Below are 19,003 nucleotides of genomic sequence, written 5' to 3'. Positions count from 1 at the left end.
ACTTTTATACTTAAATTATAAATTGTGTAATTTTAAAAGTCTACTATAATAATCCCTTATGTACGGTGAATTAAACTTTTGCCCTTTTAACTCACCATCTTTATTATAATAAAATTCATTGATAAGTGCATTCCTCTTTAGTATATTCTTTCCTCTCCATCCGCAAGAAGATAGGGCATATTTTTCTTTAAAACTTTTATTATCTATATAAATTAATTCTTGTAAATCTACTTTTTCCATAAATTCTAAGGGTTTAAATTCCATTAAAGGTGATTTTTCTACTCCTTTATTAAAGGGACATACTCTTTGACAAGTATCACAACCAAATAATCTTCCCTGTAATTTATTCATCCATACATCTTCCAAATCCTTTTTCTGTGTCAAATATGATAAGCATATGTTAGGATTACTTTCTTTTTCTTTTATGGATTTTGTGGGACAAGCTTTTAAACATAAATCACACTGTCCACATTTATTATCCTTTTCATTATCTCCGGGTAAACAAAGATCTGTTATAATTTCTCCTAAAAATACATATGAACCATATTTCTCTGTTATCAACATATTATTTTTTCCTATAAATCCAATTCCACAAAGTTTAGCAATATATCTTTCTGGAAGACAATTACTATCTACAAAGTATTGAGCCTTTCCTCCCATATATTCTATAAAGCAACATATTTTTTTTAAATATTCCCCTACTACTTTATGATAATCTCTTCCCTGGGTGTATTTAGAAAAATATATTTTTTCTTGAAAATTAAAATTAAACATATAAGGAAAGGCAATACTTATTATAACCTTTCCCCAATCACATACATCTTGTAAATTTATTCTTTTTTCTATATCTTTTTCTTCAAATTCATTTTCATGTCCTTTTTGTTTTCTATTAATTAAATAACTTTCTAATTCTTTAAATTTTCTTATTTCTGTAACACCAATTGTATCTAATCCTAATTTCATACAATAATCTAAAATTAATTTTTTCTTATATTCCATAAAATTTACACTCCATTACCTTACCGTACTTCTATATAAATTCATATCTACAACTTCTGATTCCTTTTTTTGAACTATTCTAGCGGGTGCACCTACTGCTGTTGTATTTTCGGGTACTTCCTTTAAAACTACAGAATTAGCTCCTACTTTTGCATTATTTCCTATTTTTATAGGTCCCAATACTTTAGCTCCACTTCCTATTATAACATTGTTTCCTACTGTAGGATGCCTCTTACCTTTATCTTTTCCTGTTCCTCCTAAAGTAACTCCATGATAAATAGTAACATTATCTCCTACTTCAGCAGTTTCACCTATAACTACTCCCATACCATGATCTATAAAAAGTCCTTTTCCTATTTGAGCTCCTGGATGAATTTCTATTCCTGTAATAAATCTGGATATTTGAGATATTAATCTAGCAATAAAAAACATTTTTCTCTTATAAAAAAAGTGAGCTATTCTATGATTTATAACTGCATGGATAGATGGATATAATAATAATACTTCTAAAGAATTTCTTGCCGCAGGATCATTCTTTATTACATTATTTATATCATACTTTAAATTCTTAAACATAAATGTTCCTCCTTATATTAAATAAAATAAAAAACTTCATCTCAAAAATAGAGACGAAGTTATAACTTTCGTATTCCACTCTACCTATAAACTAGGTTTAGAACAAAATTCAAGCACAATAATGCTCTATTACTATAACGGGTAAAACCGTTGCAGCCTACTTATTTCGGTGCAATACTCCAGAGGGCACTTCATACATACTTCCTTTAAAAATCCTTGCAGCCCATGGGATTTTCTCTCTAAAAATTCCATATATATTACTTTCCTCTTTCAACGTATTTATATGAATTATGTTTTCCTAGTAAATTACTAAGAATTCTATAATAATTATTATATTCTATATTTATTATTTGTCAACCTATTTTTATTTGCAAAATCTATGTTTTCCAATTACTTTTATTAAAGGTCTAGACCATATCCATGAACTAGTTGCTGTAGCTGGATTAAAATAATATACAGCTCCTCCTGATGGATCCCATCCGTTAATAGCATCCATAGCTGCTTTCATAGAACTTTGTTCCATAGCTGCATTTATTTGACCATCTGCTATAGCTGTAAAAGCCAATGGTTGATATACAACTCCGGCTATAGTATTAGGGAAACGTGGATCCCTTGTTCTGTTTAAAATAACTGCCCCTACGGCTACTTGACCCTCATAAGGTTCTCCTCTTGCTTCTCCATTTATAACTCTTGCTAGCAAGTTTATATCTTGATTGTTAGATGTATTACTTCCCTGTGATTGAGCTACATTTATACCCAACGCGGCTAAGGTTTTATTTCCAGCAACTCCATCTACAGTTAATCCATTTTTCCCTTGAAACTTCTTTACTGCAAGAAATGTTCTGTAACCATATATTCCATCTACTTCGCCATCATAATATCCCCAATTTTTTAATTTTCTTTGGATTTCCGATACATTATCTCCCCTTGATCCATAATTATATGCTATTACATTTAAAGCTTTGTTATAAGGTCTAAAAAATGCATATGTAGCAGAATAACATATGGCAGCTATTAAAAAATATACTATACCCTTTTTAAGACTAATTCTCCTATTCTTCATACTAATACACTCCCTGTTGATAATATGTATTTCTGTATTATTTTTACCGAAGAATAGAAAAAAATACATAAAATAAAAATTTTGCGTCATAAAATTTTTATAGAGGACAATTGACAGAGGACAGAGGACAATGAAGGATGATTTTCTTCCTTACGTCAGAAAATCTTTAATCTTATTAGTTATAATTGAAAATGGAGAATGGAAAGTGGAAAATGATTGACAACTTTTCTCCATTAACATTACGAAAAGTTTTTAATTTTATAAGATCTTTAGGTTTAGCTAAAGCTAAACCTTTTTTATATTAGACAAATCTAAAATATCCGTAATTCTCCATTCTCCAATTTCCATTTTCAATTATATCTAAATTGACATTTTTATTGATGGCTCGTTTAGCAAAGCTAAACATCGCTTTAGCTCATATAAAAGTTCATATAATCAAAGATTTTTTGTAACAAAGTGAAAAAATCCTCAATAATTATTCATTGTTCGTTGTTCATTATTCATTAATTAACGGCAGCCTATCGGCTTGCGACACAGTCGCTAGATTAATAGCAAATAATTAAAATAAATTATTATATAAAGATTAATTTATTTTAAATCTCATCAGGTTTTATAAAATTAAAATTTTTTCGTAATGACAATGAAGAAAAAATATCTATCATTTTCAATTTTCAACTTTCAATTTTCAATTATATTATAAAATTAAAGATTTTCTGTAGCAAGGCGGAAGAAAATCTTCCTTCATTGTCCTATGTCAATTGTCCTCTGTCCTCTGTTAAAAAAATTACATCGTAATTTTTTTATATTATAAGTTTCCATGTATTCTATTTTTTATAATTTTAATTCTCTTATTTGGGTTTTTGCTTTCTGTATTTTTCACCCCTAGTACAGTGATCCCACCTTTTATGCATTCTATATTTAATGGGAAATTAGGCCCTTTTTCTCCATCTATATCCGTAGCTATATCTTCATCACATTCTATTTGAAGTTTATCCGTTTTGAAATATAATACCCCATTTACATTTTCTAGATGCTCACCTTTTAATATTTTTATAAAGAGGGATATTATATCTATAATCATACCTGCTCTGATTATTATAACATCTAATAATCCATCATCTATTTTAGATTTATACGCTAATTTGAAATTCCCAGCAGTTTCACCATTGAAAACCAACATTAAATACATGTCACCTTCAAAATTTTGAACCTCTGAAGTAACTTTTATATTTATTTTCCTGAAATTAGGAAGTTGCTCTATGCCTTTTACATAGTATGCTAACTTACCAATAGTATTTTTTAAATTTACATCAGTTTTTTGCGATACATCTGTAAATAAACCTGTACTAGCTACATTAATAAAAAATTTATCATTTACCTTACCTATATCTATTTTTTTTTGTTCGCTATTTATAATTTGCTGACAAGCAGCTTCCACATCTTCTGGTATTCCTATAAATTTAGCAAAGTCATTAGCTGTACCTACTGGTAAGATACCAATAGGTAAGTCTATGTTTAATTTTTTCATATGATTAACTACATTATCTACTGTACCATCTCCGCCTGCTACTAATATGTATTCATAAGTTTCATCTATATCTTTAAAGGCATCAGATAATTTATACTCCATACTTATCCTATAAGGAATTACTGTGTATCCATATTTTTGATGTACATCTATGACAGTATCTAAATCTGAAATTATAGTATTCTCTCCTGAATATGGATTGTAAATAAATTTTACTTTACTCATATAATATAACTCCCTTATAATAATTATTTCTCTGCATAAATATTATATATTAGTAAAGTAAAGAAATCTACTTAAATTATTAATTGTCATTAAAAGAGTCTATAGAAAGGACCATCTTTCTATAGACTCTTTTTTATTGTTTTTATCTAAGTTCTGAGTAATTTTGTTCAGATATTCCAGTAAGAGCTTTTCCTGCACTATTCTCTAAATTAGGTTCTGTTGATATATCTCCTAGAGACACCATACCCACTAAGTTTTTATTTTCTACAACAGGAAGTCTTCTAATCTGTTTTTCACTCATTATTTTAGCTGCTTCTGTAGCACTTATACTAGGGCTTACTGTAACTGGATTAGATGTCATTATATCTCTAACTGTCTGGTTTTTTATATTTTCACCTATTGCTACTGATCTTAAAGCTATGTCTCTATCTGTAACTATTCCTATAACTTTTCCTTCATTACAAATTGGTAAAGATCCTACTCCATGCTCTTTCATAAGTTGAGCTGCATGTTCTATTGTATCTTCAGATTGTAAAGACACTATATTCTTTGTCATTATATTATTGATCTTCATATAAATCATCACCTCAGAATTTATTTTCCCCATATATTCTTTTTATATTAATGAAATTATAGGTTTAATTTAAACTTTATTGTATTATATAAAAAACTCTAATTTTATATTAAAATTAACTATAAAATAAGGTATAATGTATGGTATAACCTTTTTGGAATTATTATTTATATTTTTAAATTTAGGAGTGATATTTTTGCAAACTAAAAAAAGTGCTTTACCTAATCTTTTTACTTTAGGTAACTTGTCCTGTGGAGTTATGTCGATAATGATGACTTTTCAAAATAATTTTAAGAATGGATGCTTATTTATACTTCTTGCAGCTTTAATGGATAGATATGATGGACGTGTAGCAAGGTTTTTAAATGTTTCTAGCGAATTAGGTAAGGAACTAGATTCACTTGCAGATTTAGTTTCCTTTGGTGTAGCACCATCTATATTAATATTCAATATGTATAACTTTTCTAAATTTGGTCTGCTTGGTTATTTGTTAGTTCTCTTATTTCCCTTATCTGGTGCTTATAGACTAGCTAGATATAATATAACAACCTTTGAAGGTGATTTTACAGGTATTCCCATAACTTTAGCTGGGTCTTTTATGGCAATATATGGTCTTTTAACACTTAATAATACTGAAAACTACAATCTTGCAGTATTATTTATAGTTTCTTTATCTTATCTTATGATTAGTAAATTTAAGTTCAAAAAGTTTTAAAAGAATAAGACTGATTCAAAGAACATTATTTTGAATCAGTCTTATTTTTCTGTATCATTAAATTTTAATTCACTTTCTATTTCTGTTTGTATAATATTTAATTTCATTTTATATTTCATAATCTCAGATTTAGTTTTACAATATTTTATATACTCATAGGTGCATTTATCAATTCCATCTATTACTTCATCTATAATACATCCAAGGTCATTTGCCCTATCTATAGCCTTTTTTACATCACTTCTTTTAGCTAGAGCTATGCTGTTTAATTCTCCAGCACTTCCTATTAAAAGTCTATAAGAATTTACTAATTTAACTAGAAGTTCTGCCAAATTGTCTATATCGCAATAATAGTCATTTATAACTTTTCTATGTCCCATACTATCCACCACAATTCTTATTAAAGTTTACTTTATCTATATTTATGGATAGTAATGTTTATTACTTCTTTTTATAAATTAGTGATCATAAAACCAGCTTCCACCTATAAATTCTCTTAATATTGAATTTTCAGGTATGTGAGATGTATCCACTTCCTTAAAGAAATTTAAAATACTTTTTAATCTATAGGCTTCTAAATATACTGGACTAGATGGCTGTATTTTTTCTAATTCTTTTATAGCAAATTTTTTTAATATACACAATTCATAAACTAGTGTGGAATTAAACATAACATCTGCATTTTCTTGAAATACAAATATATTTTTTTCTTCTCCTCTTCTTATAGAAGGCCACATCTTTAAAGTTTCTTCCGCACTATACCCTCTTGACATATTATCCCTTACTATTCTTCTAATCATTCTTACATCTGTAGTAGCTATTCTATTGTGATTATCTAAGTTTAGTTGTGTTAATGCACTTATATATATTTTAAATTTATTTTCATCAGCTATTGAAGATGTTAGTAAGTCATTTAATCCATGGATTCCTTCCACAATTAATATACCATTTGATGGCAATTTAACTTTTGTTCCATTCCATTCTCTTTTTCCTGTTACAAAATTATATTTAGGTATGTGTACTTCTTCTCCTTTAAGTATTCTAGTCAAATGTTCATTAAAAAGCTCTAAATCTACAGCATATATTGATTCAAAATCATATTCTCCATTTTCATCTTTTGGTGTTTTTTCTCTTTCTACAAAATAATCATCTAAACCTATAGGAATAGGTATTAATCCATTTACTCTAAGTTGTATTCCAAGCCTTCTTGCGAAAGTAGTTTTGCCTGAAGAGGATGGTCCTGCTATTAATACTAATTTTACATTCTTTCTATCTGTTATCATATCTGCTATATTAGCAGCTTTTTTTTCATGCAATGCTTCAGCTACCCTAATAATGTCGATTATTTCTCCAGTATCTACTTTATTATTTAAAGAACCTACATCTGCAACTTCTAATATATCTCCCCATCTCTCAGTTTCTCTAAATATATTGGCAAGTTTTTTATGTTCTTCAAATTCAGGTAATTTATTTGGTTTTTCTTTAGTAGGATATCTTAATATAAACCCTGGTTCATAATACATTAAATCAAATTCTTTAATAATTCCTGTACTTTCAGCCATAGGTCCATAAAAATACTCATATACACCATCTAATTCATAAAGTTTTATTTTTTCTAAATTCAAATGACTAAGAAGCTTTATTCTATCTTCCATATTATGTCTTTTAAGCATTTTCATAGTCTCTTCTTTTGTAAAATATTCTTCCTTTATAGGAATATTTTCATCTATTATTTTTTCATTCTTTTTTTTATCTTCTCAAGATCTTTTTCTTTTAAAAAGTTTCCATTTTTTATTTCACAATATAGTCCTTTACTTAAAGAATGTTGTATTGAAATATTCGCTCCAGGGAACTCTTCTAAAGTAGCTTTTATTAGTATAAATTGAAGAGTTCTTATATATGCCCTATTACCTGCGTCGCTACTTAAATCTATAAGTTCTAAAGTACCTTCTTCACTAATTTTTGAATTCAACTCATATATTTTGCCATTCATATGTCCTAAAACTATAGGCCATTCGTTTTCAATAGGATGCTGGCATAATATATCACCTAGAGTTTTTCCCTTTTCTATTAAAATTTCTTTTTTTCCATTTAAATTTATTTTTAATTTTTCCACATTATCAACCCCTATCTTTAATGTATATAATTTATTATATTTTAAAAGTTTTAAATTTCTATTTAAAACACTAATAATTTTTTATTTTTTTGAAACAATATATGTATACGAAAGGGTGATCTTATTGTTTACTGTTTTCTTTAGAACAATAATACTATATATCCTTGTAATAACATCTATGAGGATAATGGGTAAAAAACAAATAGGTCAGCTAGAACCTTTTGAACTAGCAATAACTATAATGGTTTCTGAATTAGCAGCTCTACCTATGCAAGATACTAGAATTCCTTTAATTCATGGTTTTATTCCAATAATAACTTTACTTGCTCTACAAACTGCGTTATCCGTTTTACAACTTAAAAGTGAAAAGTTTAGGAGTTTGGTTAACGGTAGACCAAGTATATTAATTGAAAATGGACAAATAGATATAAACGAATTAAGATATCAAAGATTTAATATAAATGATCTTATGGAAGAAATTAGACTTCAAGGTTTTTTTAATATTTCTGATATAGAATATGCTATTTTAGAAACTAGTGGTCAATTATCCATTATACCTAAGACAAATTTAACTCCTCCAACAAAAGAAGATTTAAACATACAAAGCACTCAAGATAGTTTACCGATTCCTTTAATACTTGATGGTAAAGTAGATCATGAAAATTTAGCTCTTATAAAAAAGGATTTAAAATGGCTTAGAACAAGACTTAACAAAAGTGAATCAGACGATTTTAGTGATATTTTTATAGCTATTTTAGATTCTCATAAAAATTTTTACTTTCAAAAAAAATAAAAAATTTTAGGTGATGTTAATGAAAAATGTTTTTATTTCTTTTATAATTTTTATTTCTATGTTATTTTCTATATTATTTTCTGTAAAATATTTAAATCAAGTATACTCTAACATAAATTCCCTAAACTTACAACTTGAAAATCACATTGTTACAGAAGATTGGGAAAACTCTTATAAATTAATACAATCAATAGATATTAATTGGTCAGACTACTCCCGTAAATTGTTTATGTTTGTAAATCATCAAGAAATAGATAGCATAAGTAGTGAATTAAAAAAACTTTCTCAATATATTTTATGTGAAAATAAAGATGAATCTTTAGCCAGCCTACATTCTATAAATTTTTTTCTTAAGCATATAGTTCATCTTGAGGAAATATCTATTGAGAATATTCTTTAAAACACAACATATAAATTTTGTGACGCAAAATTTTTACAGAGGACAATTGACAGAGGACAGAGGACAATTTTTAATGAACAACTAACAATGAATAATGAACAATTTAGGATGATTTTCTTCCTTACGTCAGAAAATCTTTAATCTTATTAGTTATAATTGAAAATGGAGAATGGAAAGTGGAAAATGATTGACAACTTTTCTCCATTAACATTACGAAAAGTTTTTAATTTTATAAGATCTTTAGGTTTAGCTAAAGCTAAACCTTTTTTATATTAGACAAATCTAAAATATCCGTAATTCTCCATTCTCCAATTTCCATTTTCAATTATATCTAAATTGACATTTTTATTGATGGCTCGTTTAGCAAAGCTAAACATCGCTTTAGCTCATATAAAAGTTCATATAATCAAAGATTTTTTGTAACAAAGTGAAAAAAATCCTCAATAATTATTCATTGTTCCCTGTTCATTATTCATTAATCAACGGCAGCCTATCGGCTTGCGACACAGTCGCTAGATTAATAGCAAATAATTAAAATAAATTATTATATAAAGATTAATTTATTTTAAATCTCATTTCAATTATATTATAAAATTTAAGATTTTCTGTAGCAAAGCGGAGGAAAATCTTCCTTCATTGTCCTATGTCAATTGTCCTATGTCCTCTGTTAAAAAAATTACTTCGTAATTTTTTTATATTGTGAATCAAATCTAGAAAATAATAGAAATGTATCTTATAATATTATTTATAGGGTAAAAACTTTTTGAAATATGATATACTAATGTAGATATGTATATCATATTCTACTTTATTAAACATAATACTTATATTAACAACTGAAATTATGTTATTTTAAGTTGTTAAATCTAAATTAAAATAAATATATTGGAAGGTGGATTATTTATGGCTTTAGTTACTACAAAAGAAATGTTCTCAAAAGCTTATGAAGGTAAATATGCTATAGGAGCTTTTAACATTAACAACATGGAAATTATACAGGCTGTAGTTAATGCAGCTAAGAAAGAAAATTCTCCTGTTATTCTTCAAGTTTCTTCTAGTGCATTAAAATATGCAGGTCCTAAATATTTAAAACATATGGTTGATGCTGCAATTGAAGATACTGGTATAGATATAGCATTACACTTAGACCATGGTGCTAATTTAGATCAAGTTAAACTTGCCATAGAAACTGGATTTACTTCAGTAATGTTTGATGGTTCTCATTATGATTATGAAGAAAATATAAGATTAACTAAAGAAGTAGTTGACTATGCTCATAGTAGAGGAGTTGTTGTAGAAGCTGAATTAGGTCAATTAGCAGGTGTAGAAGATGAAGTTAAGGTAGAAGGTAAAAATGCAACCTACACTGATCCTGACCAAGCTGCTGACTTTGTTGAAAAAACTGGTGTTGACTCCTTAGCAGTAGCTATAGGAACAAGTCATGGTGCTTATAAATTTAAAGGCGAAGCAAAACTAGACTTTGATAGACTAGAAAAGATACAAGAAAAATTAGAGGAAAAAGGATTTAAGAACTTCCCTATAGTTCTTCACGGTGCTTCTTCTGTTGACCCACATTTTGTTGCCATTTGTAACGAATATGGTGGAGAAATTGGTGGAGCTAAGGGCGTTCCTAATGAAATGCTTAGAAAAGCTTCCTCTATGTCTGTTTGTAAGATAAATATGGATACAGATTTAAGACTTGCTATGACTGCAAGTGTAAGAAAATTCTTAGTAGAAAATCCAAAGGAAATAGATCCAAGAAAATATCTAGGTGCAGCTAGAGAAGCTATAGAAGGATTAGTTGAAAATAAAATAAAAAATGTTTTAGGTTCATCAAATACGCTTAATAAATAGCAAAAAATGCTGACATAAATCTGTCAGCATTTTTTATTTTTCTATATAGTTTATAACATTTTTTATTACTATATCTATGGATCCATCTCCATTTCTTTTTACCTGAAATCTATTTACATCAGTGTAAGCTTCTTCATTTATATATAAATCTATATCTCTATCTATTTTTAATCTAGTCCTTTTTAATTTCTTTTCAATCCAATGCTTATCTAAGTTTATTTTATCATTTACACCTTCTGAATAAGCATAGTCTATAAAGCTTGCCTTTGCTTCTTTATTATCTCCAAAAATCTCCTGTGAAACCTCATATAAGTCTAAACTTTCCTCTTCTCTTAATTTTTTCTTTATTGTACTTCTAACTTTTTCTGCCTCTTCTGCATTTTCCTTTAGATTTACTCTTGTCCATTTTTCACTAGCAGTTACAAAATTTTTGGTTTCATCTCTACTATTTTCTATTATTTTACATCCTAAAAGTTTATTTATAAAATAATTTGCTCCATAATCTTCTGAGTCTTTTTTCTTTTGTTTGTCTATTACAAGTAAGTCATATTCATTTTCTTCTTCTTGTAGTTTTATAAAAGCACATTTTTGTATTTTTTGAGAACTTGTAGGAAGTCCTGTAAGTTCTTGAACTATTTCTATTCCTATTTTATTATCAAGAGAATTTATATTATGACTATAGTTTTTTACATAATCCATCTTTATTATTCCCAACATATTCCCATACTCAGTAGATATAGAAGTCACTAATAAATCACAAGAAGGTATATTCCCTTGTGACTCCATAAGTACAAATAGTTGTCTTGCTATTTCTTTGGATACTTCTACGATATCATTTTGACCATTTAAATATTCTTGACTTAATTCTTTTACTATATTTCTTTCTTCTTTAAAGACAGCATATTTTAATTCCTCATCTTTTAAGCATCTTTCTATGTGTTTTAGTATAAAATTATATACCTCATCTGATAAATTTATTTTATATTCATTTAAAATAGGTTCTTGTGAATTATTATCTAAAATATGAATTATAGCCTCATTTATATTAACTTCTTTTATATAATCCAAAACAAAATCCCCCTTAATCTATAATTCCACATACTAGATATTATAGTAAAACAAATATATTACATCAACTTGTAATTTATTTAGTGACTTTTAAATACTATAGAATTAGAAACATTTAAATTGTTATTACTTATGGAGGGTTTAAATATGTATATTTTAAAGCCGATAACTATAAACAAAATATGGGGTGGAAAAAAATTATTAGACTATGGTGGAAATAAAGCTATATCTAAAATAGGACTAATATATTCTGTATCCTGTGAAAAAAATAATTCTAATGAAATTCTAAATGGTAATTTTAAAGGGCAAACCCTTTTAAATGTATGGAATTCTAATAAAAATAAATTTGGTTATTCAAAGTTTGACAAATTCCCCCTTATTATATCTTTTATAGATGCTCATGAAGATTTAAGTTTACAGGTACATCCTGATGATGAGTATGCTATTAAAAATAAAATTTCTCCTTTTGGTAAAGAAGAATCTTGGGTTTTTTTAGATACTTTAGAGAAGCAAAAGATAATACTTGGATGTGCTATTAATTCTATAGAAACTATTAAAAAGAATATTAAAGAAAATAAGTGGGAAGATATATTGAATTATCTACCTGTTAAAAAAATGGATTATGTTAATGTAAAACCTGGTACTCTTCATGCTTTAACCTCTGGATCTTTAGTATATGAAATTCAACAGGCTACTGATATAACTTATCGTTTCTATGATTACAATAGGATTACAAAAGAAGGTAAAAAAAGAGAACTCCATTTATCTAAAGCCCTAGAAGTATTGAAACCTAAACTTAAATCTAAACCTATTTCTTTTAAAGAAAATAAAATAATAAAAGAGAAATATTATTCATTACAATTAACCACATTAAATAATAATATTATCCACATTATCCACAATAAAAATGATGTTTTTGCATGTTATACAGTTATAGATGGTGAATTGATTATAGAAAATGTTTTAGTAACAAAAGGTATGTCTTTTATTCTTATGCCAAAAGAGAAATGTTCTGCATTAGGAAAAGCTAAATTAATAATGTCTTATCCTAACTAATTTTAGAAAGGGACTGTGGCATTAGCGACTTTTTACATCACTATCAACAGTCCCTTTATTAATTATTTAAGTTCTTGAGACATTTGCATTGACTTATCTTTTATTTGCTGTACCTCATTTGTAGGAGCATCTTTTGTTTCATACCATCCTCTTTGCTTCATAGCATCAAATACTTTATATTGAGTATCTTCTGCTTTCTTAAAGTTATTCACTAATACTGATCTTAAATTTTGACAGGATGATTCTGTAATTCCTGTACTATATGCTGAAACTATTTGTTTTTCAGTAGTTAATAAGTCCTGCATTAAATCTTTTTCACTTAAATTAGGTGAATTATGCATTAAAATTCCCTCCTATATTAATTATTGATGTGAATCTAAATAAGTTTTTAATTCGTTAAAATTTTGTTTATGAGTCATAGCTGCTTGAGTACATAGGTTTTTTAGTTGAGGATCTGTGCAATAGCTGCTATATAAGCTATACTTTTTGTTCATAAGGCATTCATGATTTAACTGATCTGAAATAACTTTTAAGTTATTACTTTCAATTTGCATATTTCCTGAATTCATTATATTTTCCCTCCTAATATTTTATCTGACATTATTTATTTTACCCTCTAATTTTTTTATTATTTATATATTTTCATTGTAATTTATAGCATTATTTTTTATTTAATATTGTGCTATAATTTCAATGTAATAGGGAGTGATATTTTTGAAGGAATTAGAAGTTAAAATTTTAAATATAGACTTAGAAGATATAAGAAATAAGGTTAATTTATTAAATTGTAAAAATGTAAAAAAAGAAAATCAAATTAATAAAATATTTGATTTTAAAGACAATACACTGTTAAAACAACAAGGTTATGCTAGGATAAGAATAGTCGAGGATTTACTTTTAAATTGTAATAGGTATTATATGACTGTAAAAAAAATATTATCTCAAAGTAAATTCAAAATAATGGATGAACATGAAATAGAAATATCTAATGACAAAGAAGGAGAAAATATTTTTAAAGCTTTAGGTTTACAAATGAATCAATGCATAAGAAAATATAGGGAAAGCTACAAATATAAAGATTCTTTAATAGAAATAGATATTAACGATAAATCCTTTTGTCCTTTTCCATACATCGAAATAGAGTCTCCAAACGAAAAAGAACTAGAAGAAATCGTGCATTTATTAGGATATTCAATAGAAGATACTACATCTAAAAACATATATGAACTAATAAAATTGTTTAAAAATAATCAGGAATCAATATAATTATATTTGACTATGTTACGCATTTAGATTTATTATTTAATGCTTTTTGTGCATACTATATAATAGAATTCTTTAAAAGCTCTATTGACATAGATTTATATTTATTGTTATAATTTAAGGTAGTTAATTTGTAAATTATAATGCCCATTAGCCAAATGGTAAGGCACCTGTCTCTGGAACAGGCATTGTGCTGGTTCGAATCCAGCATGGGCAGCCAAAAGTATTTGCTTGACAATATATTATTATTAATATAGAATGTTATTTAAATTTCATATGAAAAAGCTAGGAACAGGAGTAGTAGTATTTAATTCACTTATAAGAGAGCTGTTGGTTGGTGTAAAACAGCAGTGAACATTATGAACTTGCCTGGGAGCATATCTGTTAAAAGCAGATACGGTTTTACCGTTAGAAAGTATACTAAGGAGAAGACTTTTTAAGTCTTAATTAGAGTGGTACCGCGGAGAACAATATCCTTCGTCTCTTAAAAAAAGTAGAGACGAAGGTTTTTTTATTATAAAAAAACAAAGGAGAGATTATAATGGGAAGATACGGAACTAATATAGATACAAAATGGCAAAAAAAATGGGAGGAGTCTGATGTTTATCATTTTGATAAAAATAATTTAGATAAAAAACTTTATGTTTTAGAAATGTTTTCTTACCCATCAGCAAGTAATCTTCATGCAGGACACTGGTTCAATTATGGACCTGCAGATTCTTGGGCTAGATTCAAAAAAATGCAAGGTTTTAATGTTTTTCAACCTATGGGTTTTGACTCTTTTGGATTACCAGCAGAAAACTATGCTATAAAAACTGGTGTTCATCCAAAAGATTCTACTATGAAAAATATAGAAACTATGACAAAGCAACTTAAGTCTATGGGAGCTATGTTTCATTGGGATAATGAAGTAATAACTTCTGAACCAGATTACTATAAATGGACTCAATGGATGTTCCTTCAACTTTATAAAAATAATTTAGCTTATAGAAAAAATGCACCTGTAAACTGGTGCCCAAGTTGTAATACGGTACTTGCTAACGAACAAGTTATAGATGGTGCTTGCGAAAGATGTTCTTCTGATGTTATTAAAAGAGATTTAACTCAATGGTTTTTTAAAATAACAGACTATGCTGAAGAACTTCTTGAAAAACTTGATGATTTAGATTGGCCTGAAAATACAAAATCCATGCAAAAACATTGGATTGGAAAATCTGTAGGTGCACAATTAACTTTCAAAATAGTTGATTCAGACCTTTCTTTTGATATATTCACAACAAGAGCAGATACATTATTTGGTGTAACCTATGCAGTTTTAGCACCTGAAAATCCTCTTGTAGATAAAATAACTAAGAAAGAATATAAAAAGGAAGTAGAAGCTTATAAAGAACAAGCTAAAAAACAATCTGAAATAGAAAGACAATCAATAACAAGAGAAAAAACTGGTGTATTTACAGGCTCTTATGCAATAAACCCTATTAATGGAAGAAAAGTTCCTGTTTGGGTTGGTGACTATGTATTAAGTACTTATGGCACTGGCGCAGTTATGGCTGTTCCAGCTCATGATGAAAGAGATTTTGAATTTGCTAAAAAACATAATTTGCCTATAGAAAAAGTTATAGAAGGTGGAGATGCTCTTCCTTACACTGAAGACGGAATAATGATAAATAGCGGTGAATTTAATGGTTTGGAATCATCAAAAGGTAGAGCTGCCGTTATAGATAAATTAGAAAAAGAAAAACTTGGATGTAAAAAAATAAATTATAGACTAAGAGATTGGTTAGTATCTAGACAAAGGTATTGGGGTGCTCCAATTCCAATTGTATATTGTGATAAATGTGGCACTGTTGCCGTACCTGAAGACCAACTACCTGTTGAACTTCCATATGATGTAGAATTTACACCAGATGGAAAATCACCTTTATCCAAATGTGATAGCTTTGTAAATACAACATGTCCTAATTGTGGAGGACCTGCTAAAAGAGAAGTTGACACATTAGATACCTTTGTATGTTCATCTTGGTATTTCTTAAGGTATGCAGATAATAAGAACTCAGAAAAAGCCTTTGATCCTAAAGTAATAAATGAAATGCTTCCAGTAGACAAATATATAGGTGGACCAGAACATGCTTGTATGCATCTTTTATATGCAAGATTCTTTACAAAGGCATTAAGGGACATGGGATATCTTAATTTTGATGAACCATTTACCTCTTTAACTCATCAAGGACTAATATTAGGACCTGATGGATATAAAATGAGTAAATCTAAAGGAAATACTATCTCACCTGATGACTATATAAGTGAATTTGGATCTGATGTATTTAGAATGTATTTAATGTTTGGATTTGATTACACAGAAGGTGGAGCTTGGAGTGATGAAGGAGTTAAGTCTGTTTCTAGATTTGTAGATAGAGTAGAAAGAACTCTTGCTTCTTGTAGAGAATATATTAACAATCCTAATAATGATAAATCTAGTATGGATGATGAAGAAAAAGACTTAAATTTTGTAAGACATAATTCTATTAAGTCTATAACAGAGGATGCTGAAAAAATGCAATTTAATACATGTATTGCACGACTTATGGAATATACAAATGCTCTTTCAAAATATATAAATGTTGATAATAAAAATTCAGGATTTTTAAAAGAATGTTTAGAGGACTTTATAATTTTAATGGCTCCTTTTGCACCTCATTTTAGTGAAGAACAATGGGAACTTTTAGGTATGCCTTATTCTGTATTTAATCAAAAATGGCCTGAATTTGATAGCAAAGCTTTAATTAAAGATGAAATTGAAATCGCTGTTCAAGTAAATGGTAAAATTAGAGACAGAATAACTATTGCATCTAACTTAGATGAAGAAAGTATAAAACAAACTGCTTTAAACTCAGAAGATGTAAAAAAATATACAGATGGCAAAAATATAGTAAAAGTAATAGTTATAAAAGGTAGATTAGTAAATATAGTTGTAAAATAAGAAAGAGGCTTTAAAGCCTCTTTTTAATCTATTTGGTATATACTTAATATTTTTTCTGTGTTTTTTAATAAACTATTAAGTTCTGGCAGCTCACCCTCTTCTATTAATCTATTTAATTGAACTTGAAATCTAGATGCTTCTTGAGATTTTCCTATAGAAGATAATGTAAGTATATTATCCATAATGTCAGAAATCATATTAGATTTTACTTCAAACAATTTTTGTGCATCCTTTATCTCGTCCTTTATTTCTAGCATACCTTCGTCTAATTGAAAGGCTGCATCTGCAGCTCTTTTTAATTTATTCCTTATTTCTTGAGGTATATCGTGTTTATATTTATAATTTAATGAATGTTCTATGGTTGCCCAAAAGTTCATGGACAAAGTTCTTATTTGAAATTCTGCTAAAATATCAACTTTTCCTTCTGCCATATTTACAGGATATTTTATTATTACATGATAGCTTCTATATCCACTGGATTTAACATTAGTGATATAATCTTTTTCATACATTATTTGCATGTCTGTTCTATTTCTTATAATATCTACTACTTTCTCTATATCATCTACAAACTGACACATTACTCTTATACCAGCTATATCTTCAATTTCATATTCTATTCTATCTAAAGGTATATCAAATTTATTAGCTTTTTCTAATATACTAGATATCTCCTTAACTCTCCCTGTAATAAATTCTATAGGAGAATACTCATTTTTACCCCTATATTCTTTTCTTATACTCCTAAATTTAACTTTCAACTCTTCTACAGCCTGTTCGTAGGGTATTAAAAATGTCTTCCATTCCCTCATCGCCATAGTGATACCCCCTTACTTAACTACTCCTAATAATTATATCCTAAGTTAATTATAATATAAAAAACATATTTATATTATATTTTTTCATTATTTTTTGATATAATGTTATTTGTCTATAATATATGAACATATTAAGGGTGATTTAATGAATAGTAATTTATCAAATGATACAAAAAAGCAATTGGAACTTCTTTATAACAAAGAAGTTAATTGTCCTGTATGTAATTCTAAATTTCATGTGAAAGCTGTAAAATCTTCTTCATATAGATTAGATTCAAAGGACTCAGATTTCTTTTTAAGATATGCTTTAATTAATCCATATTTCTATGACGTTTGGCTTTGCAATGAATGTGGTTATGCTGCTTTAAAAGTAGATTTTTCTAAAATAAAAAAATATCAAAAACAACTAGTTTTAGATAAAATATCTCCGAGGTGGAAAAAAAGATACTATGGAGAAATTTTTAATCTAGATATAGCTATAGAAAGATACAAGCTTGCCCTATTAAATTATACATTAATAGAAGGAAAGCCTAGCCAAAAAGCCATGACTTGTCTTAAATTAGCTTGGATGTACAGATTAAAAGGAAATAAAGAACATGAGAAAGATTTTATTAAAAATGCTCTAAAAGGTTTTGAAGAATCCTATGAGTCAGAAGAATTTCCTATATTTGGAATGGACAAGTATACGATTGTGTATCTAATCGGAGAGCTTAATAGAAGATTAGGAAATAAGGATAAAGCTTTATTATGGTTTAGTTATGTAATAACTACTCCCCATGTATCTTATAAATTAAAGTCCCTAGCTAGAGATCAAAGAGATTTAATTAAAGAAGAGGATTCTATAAAAACTAAGAACTTAGCTGATGAAGTTTCAAAAAAATCTAATACAAATAGTAATGGATGGCTTTCAAAGCTATTTAGATAAAAAGTAAGGGATATTCACTTTCCCTTACTTAATAATTTTAGCTTATTTTT

18 protein-coding genes, 1 tRNA gene, 1 pseudogene and 2 other annotated features are annotated in these 19,003 nt (G+C 27.6%); of the genes and pseudogenes, 9 read left to right on the top strand and 11 right to left on the bottom strand.

The genetic code is table 11. The features are described from left to right. Nucleotides 1-15 precede the first annotated feature (15 nt). The 5 genes from queG to CKV72_RS01020 form a co-directional block, all read right to left on the bottom strand. Nucleotides 16-999, bottom strand: a complete 984-nt coding sequence (gene queG / locus CKV72_RS01040) for a tRNA epoxyqueuosine(34) reductase QueG (protein WP_089867540.1) — start codon at nucleotides 997-999, stop codon at nucleotides 16-18. Nucleotides 1,000-1,014: 15 nt separating this feature from the next. Continuing rightward, a complete protein-coding gene (gene epsC / locus CKV72_RS01035) occupies nucleotides 1,015-1,575 on the bottom strand; it encodes a serine O-acetyltransferase EpsC (protein WP_089867538.1) in 561 nt (186 codons plus the stop codon). A 46-nt stretch (nucleotides 1,576-1,621) separates the two neighbouring features. Beyond that, nucleotides 1,622-1,858 (bottom strand) — a binding site (T-box leader). 81 nt (nucleotides 1,859-1,939) lie between these two features. Next, a complete protein-coding gene (sleB, locus tag CKV72_RS01030; protein ID WP_169712331.1) occupies nucleotides 1,940-2,638 on the bottom strand; it encodes a spore cortex-lytic enzyme in 699 nt (232 codons plus the stop codon). Between the two features lie 805 nt (nucleotides 2,639-3,443). Beyond that, nucleotides 3,444-4,391 carry a YegS/Rv2252/BmrU family lipid kinase gene (locus CKV72_RS01025; protein WP_095177208.1) on the bottom strand — a complete coding sequence of 316 codons (948 nt, stop codon included), beginning with the start codon at nucleotides 4,389-4,391 and terminating at the stop codon, nucleotides 3,444-3,446. A gap of 142 nt (nucleotides 4,392-4,533) precedes the next feature. Then, the gene (locus CKV72_RS01020; protein ID WP_089868191.1) at nucleotides 4,534-4,965 is read right to left on the bottom strand and encodes a CBS domain-containing protein; all 432 of its coding nucleotides are present in this window, start codon (nucleotides 4,963-4,965) and stop codon (nucleotides 4,534-4,536) included. Nucleotides 4,966-5,224: 259 nt separating this feature from the next. Here CKV72_RS01020 and pssA point away from each other — a divergent pair, with 259 nt between their 5' ends. Continuing rightward, nucleotides 5,225-5,680 carry a CDP-diacylglycerol--serine O-phosphatidyltransferase gene (gene pssA, locus CKV72_RS01015; protein ID WP_238056844.1) on the top strand — a complete coding sequence of 152 codons (456 nt, stop codon included), beginning with the start codon at nucleotides 5,225-5,227 and terminating at the stop codon, nucleotides 5,678-5,680. A gap of 41 nt (nucleotides 5,681-5,721) precedes the next feature. Here pssA and CKV72_RS01010 read toward each other — a convergent pair whose 3' ends face one another. Continuing rightward, nucleotides 5,722-6,060: a hypothetical protein gene (locus tag CKV72_RS01010; RefSeq protein WP_089868188.1), complete on the bottom strand. Its 339-nt coding sequence runs from the start codon at nucleotides 6,058-6,060 to the stop codon at nucleotides 5,722-5,724. 78 nt (nucleotides 6,061-6,138) lie between these two features. Continuing rightward, nucleotides 6,139-7,796: pseudogene (locus tag CKV72_RS01005) on the bottom strand (nucleoside kinase). A gap of 124 nt (nucleotides 7,797-7,920) precedes the next feature. Between CKV72_RS01005 and CKV72_RS01000 the strand changes: the two are divergent. The 3 genes from CKV72_RS01000 (at nucleotide 7,921) to fba (ending at nucleotide 10,843) form a co-directional block, all read left to right on the top strand. Beyond that, complete coding sequence (locus CKV72_RS01000; protein WP_089868184.1) at nucleotides 7,921-8,589, top strand: DUF421 domain-containing protein; 669 nt, start codon at nucleotides 7,921-7,923, stop codon at nucleotides 8,587-8,589. 19 nt (nucleotides 8,590-8,608) lie between these two features. After that, nucleotides 8,609-8,989 carry a DUF4363 family protein gene (locus tag CKV72_RS00995; protein WP_157726514.1) on the top strand — a complete coding sequence of 127 codons (381 nt, stop codon included), beginning with the start codon at nucleotides 8,609-8,611 and terminating at the stop codon, nucleotides 8,987-8,989. Between the two features lie 903 nt (nucleotides 8,990-9,892). Continuing rightward, entirely contained in the window at nucleotides 9,893-10,843 is a 951-nt protein-coding gene (gene fba, locus CKV72_RS00990; RefSeq protein WP_089865966.1) for a class II fructose-1,6-bisphosphate aldolase, read from the top strand. A 33-nt stretch (nucleotides 10,844-10,876) separates the two neighbouring features. On the opposite strand, the gene CKV72_RS00985 is transcribed toward fba, so the two are convergent. Continuing rightward, a complete protein-coding gene (locus tag CKV72_RS00985; RefSeq protein WP_089865968.1) occupies nucleotides 10,877-11,911 on the bottom strand; it encodes a nucleoid-associated protein in 1,035 nt (344 codons plus the stop codon). A gap of 147 nt (nucleotides 11,912-12,058) precedes the next feature. Between CKV72_RS00985 and CKV72_RS00980 the strand changes: the two genes are divergently transcribed. Continuing rightward, nucleotides 12,059-12,967, top strand: coding sequence for a type I phosphomannose isomerase catalytic subunit (locus tag CKV72_RS00980; RefSeq protein ID WP_089865971.1), 909 nt, complete (start codon nucleotides 12,059-12,061; stop codon nucleotides 12,965-12,967). A gap of 62 nt (nucleotides 12,968-13,029) precedes the next feature. On the opposite strand, the gene CKV72_RS00975 is transcribed toward CKV72_RS00980, so the two are convergent. Continuing rightward, nucleotides 13,030-13,308: a spore coat protein gene (locus CKV72_RS00975; protein ID WP_089865975.1), complete on the bottom strand. Its 279-nt coding sequence runs from the start codon at nucleotides 13,306-13,308 to the stop codon at nucleotides 13,030-13,032. Between the two features lie 21 nt (nucleotides 13,309-13,329). Further along, entirely contained in the window at nucleotides 13,330-13,536 is a 207-nt protein-coding gene (locus tag CKV72_RS00970) for a hypothetical protein (protein WP_089865978.1), read from the bottom strand. Between the two features lie 145 nt (nucleotides 13,537-13,681). Between CKV72_RS00970 and CKV72_RS00965 the strand changes: the two genes are divergently transcribed. The 3 genes from CKV72_RS00965 to leuS all read left to right on the top strand — a co-directional run bounded on the left by CKV72_RS00965 (nucleotide 13,682) and on the right by leuS (nucleotide 17,210). Continuing rightward, on the top strand, nucleotides 13,682-14,233 hold the full coding sequence (locus CKV72_RS00965; protein WP_089865980.1) for a class IV adenylate cyclase: 552 nt from the start codon (nucleotides 13,682-13,684) through the stop codon (nucleotides 14,231-14,233). Nucleotides 14,234-14,374: 141 nt separating this feature from the next. Continuing rightward, a tRNA-Gln gene (locus tag CKV72_RS00960) sits at nucleotides 14,375-14,450 on the top strand. A 58-nt stretch (nucleotides 14,451-14,508) separates the two neighbouring features. Continuing rightward, nucleotides 14,509-14,718, top strand: a binding site (T-box leader). A 53-nt stretch (nucleotides 14,719-14,771) separates the two neighbouring features. Continuing rightward, nucleotides 14,772-17,210 (top strand): leucine--tRNA ligase, encoded by a 2,439-nt coding sequence (gene leuS, locus CKV72_RS00955; RefSeq protein WP_089865983.1) that lies wholly within the window; start codon nucleotides 14,772-14,774, stop codon nucleotides 17,208-17,210. Between the two features lie 23 nt (nucleotides 17,211-17,233). Here the strand turns inward: leuS and yjbM are convergent, their stop codons facing one another. Further along, nucleotides 17,234-18,028 (bottom strand): GTP diphosphokinase, encoded by a 795-nt coding sequence (gene yjbM / locus CKV72_RS00950; protein ID WP_095177207.1) that lies wholly within the window; start codon nucleotides 18,026-18,028, stop codon nucleotides 17,234-17,236. Between the two features lie 145 nt (nucleotides 18,029-18,173). Here yjbM and CKV72_RS00945 point away from each other — a divergent pair, with 145 nt between their 5' ends. Further along, the gene (locus tag CKV72_RS00945; RefSeq protein ID WP_095177206.1) at nucleotides 18,174-18,953 is read left to right on the top strand and encodes a DUF2225 domain-containing protein; all 780 of its coding nucleotides are present in this window, start codon (nucleotides 18,174-18,176) and stop codon (nucleotides 18,951-18,953) included. The last annotated feature ends 50 nt before the right edge of the window (nucleotides 18,954-19,003 follow it).

The sequence above is a fragment of the Clostridium cochlearium genome (assembly GCF_900187165.1).
GTDB lineage: Bacteria > Bacillota > Clostridia > Clostridiales > Clostridiaceae > Clostridium_G > Clostridium_G cochlearium.
This window is presented reverse-complemented; position numbering and strand designations above follow the sequence as displayed.

Coding starts and splice junctions, on each gene's coding strand:
- CKV72_RS01010 (WP_089868188.1), bottom strand. CDS start 6,060: ATGGGACATAGAAAAGTTATAAATGACTATTATTGCGATATAGACAAT.
- sleB (WP_169712331.1), bottom strand. CDS start 2,638: ATGAAGAATAGGAGAATTAGTCTTAAAAAGGGTATAGTATATTTTTTA.
- CKV72_RS00945 (WP_095177206.1), top strand. CDS start 18,174: ATGAATAGTAATTTATCAAATGATACAAAAAAGCAATTGGAACTTCTT.
- CKV72_RS00995 (WP_157726514.1), top strand. CDS start 8,609: ATGAAAAATGTTTTTATTTCTTTTATAATTTTTATTTCTATGTTATTT.
- queG (WP_089867540.1), bottom strand. CDS start 999: ATGGAATATAAGAAAAAATTAATTTTAGATTATTGTATGAAATTAGGA.
- pssA (WP_238056844.1), top strand. CDS start 5,225: ATGTCGATAATGATGACTTTTCAAAATAATTTTAAGAATGGATGCTTA.
- CKV72_RS00970 (WP_089865978.1), bottom strand. CDS start 13,536: ATGAATTCAGGAAATATGCAAATTGAAAGTAATAACTTAAAAGTTATT.
- leuS (WP_089865983.1), top strand. CDS start 14,772: ATGGGAAGATACGGAACTAATATAGATACAAAATGGCAAAAAAAATGG.
- CKV72_RS01020 (WP_089868191.1), bottom strand. CDS start 4,965: ATGAAGATCAATAATATAATGACAAAGAATATAGTGTCTTTACAATCT.
- CKV72_RS01025 (WP_095177208.1), bottom strand. CDS start 4,391: ATGAGTAAAGTAAAATTTATTTACAATCCATATTCAGGAGAGAATACT.
- CKV72_RS00980 (WP_089865971.1), top strand. CDS start 12,059: ATGTATATTTTAAAGCCGATAACTATAAACAAAATATGGGGTGGAAAA.
- fba (WP_089865966.1), top strand. CDS start 9,893: ATGGCTTTAGTTACTACAAAAGAAATGTTCTCAAAAGCTTATGAAGGT.
- CKV72_RS00975 (WP_089865975.1), bottom strand. CDS start 13,308: ATGCATAATTCACCTAATTTAAGTGAAAAAGATTTAATGCAGGACTTA.
- epsC (WP_089867538.1), bottom strand. CDS start 1,575: ATGTTTAAGAATTTAAAGTATGATATAAATAATGTAATAAAGAATGAT.
- yjbM (WP_095177207.1), bottom strand. CDS start 18,028: ATGGCGATGAGGGAATGGAAGACATTTTTAATACCCTACGAACAGGCT.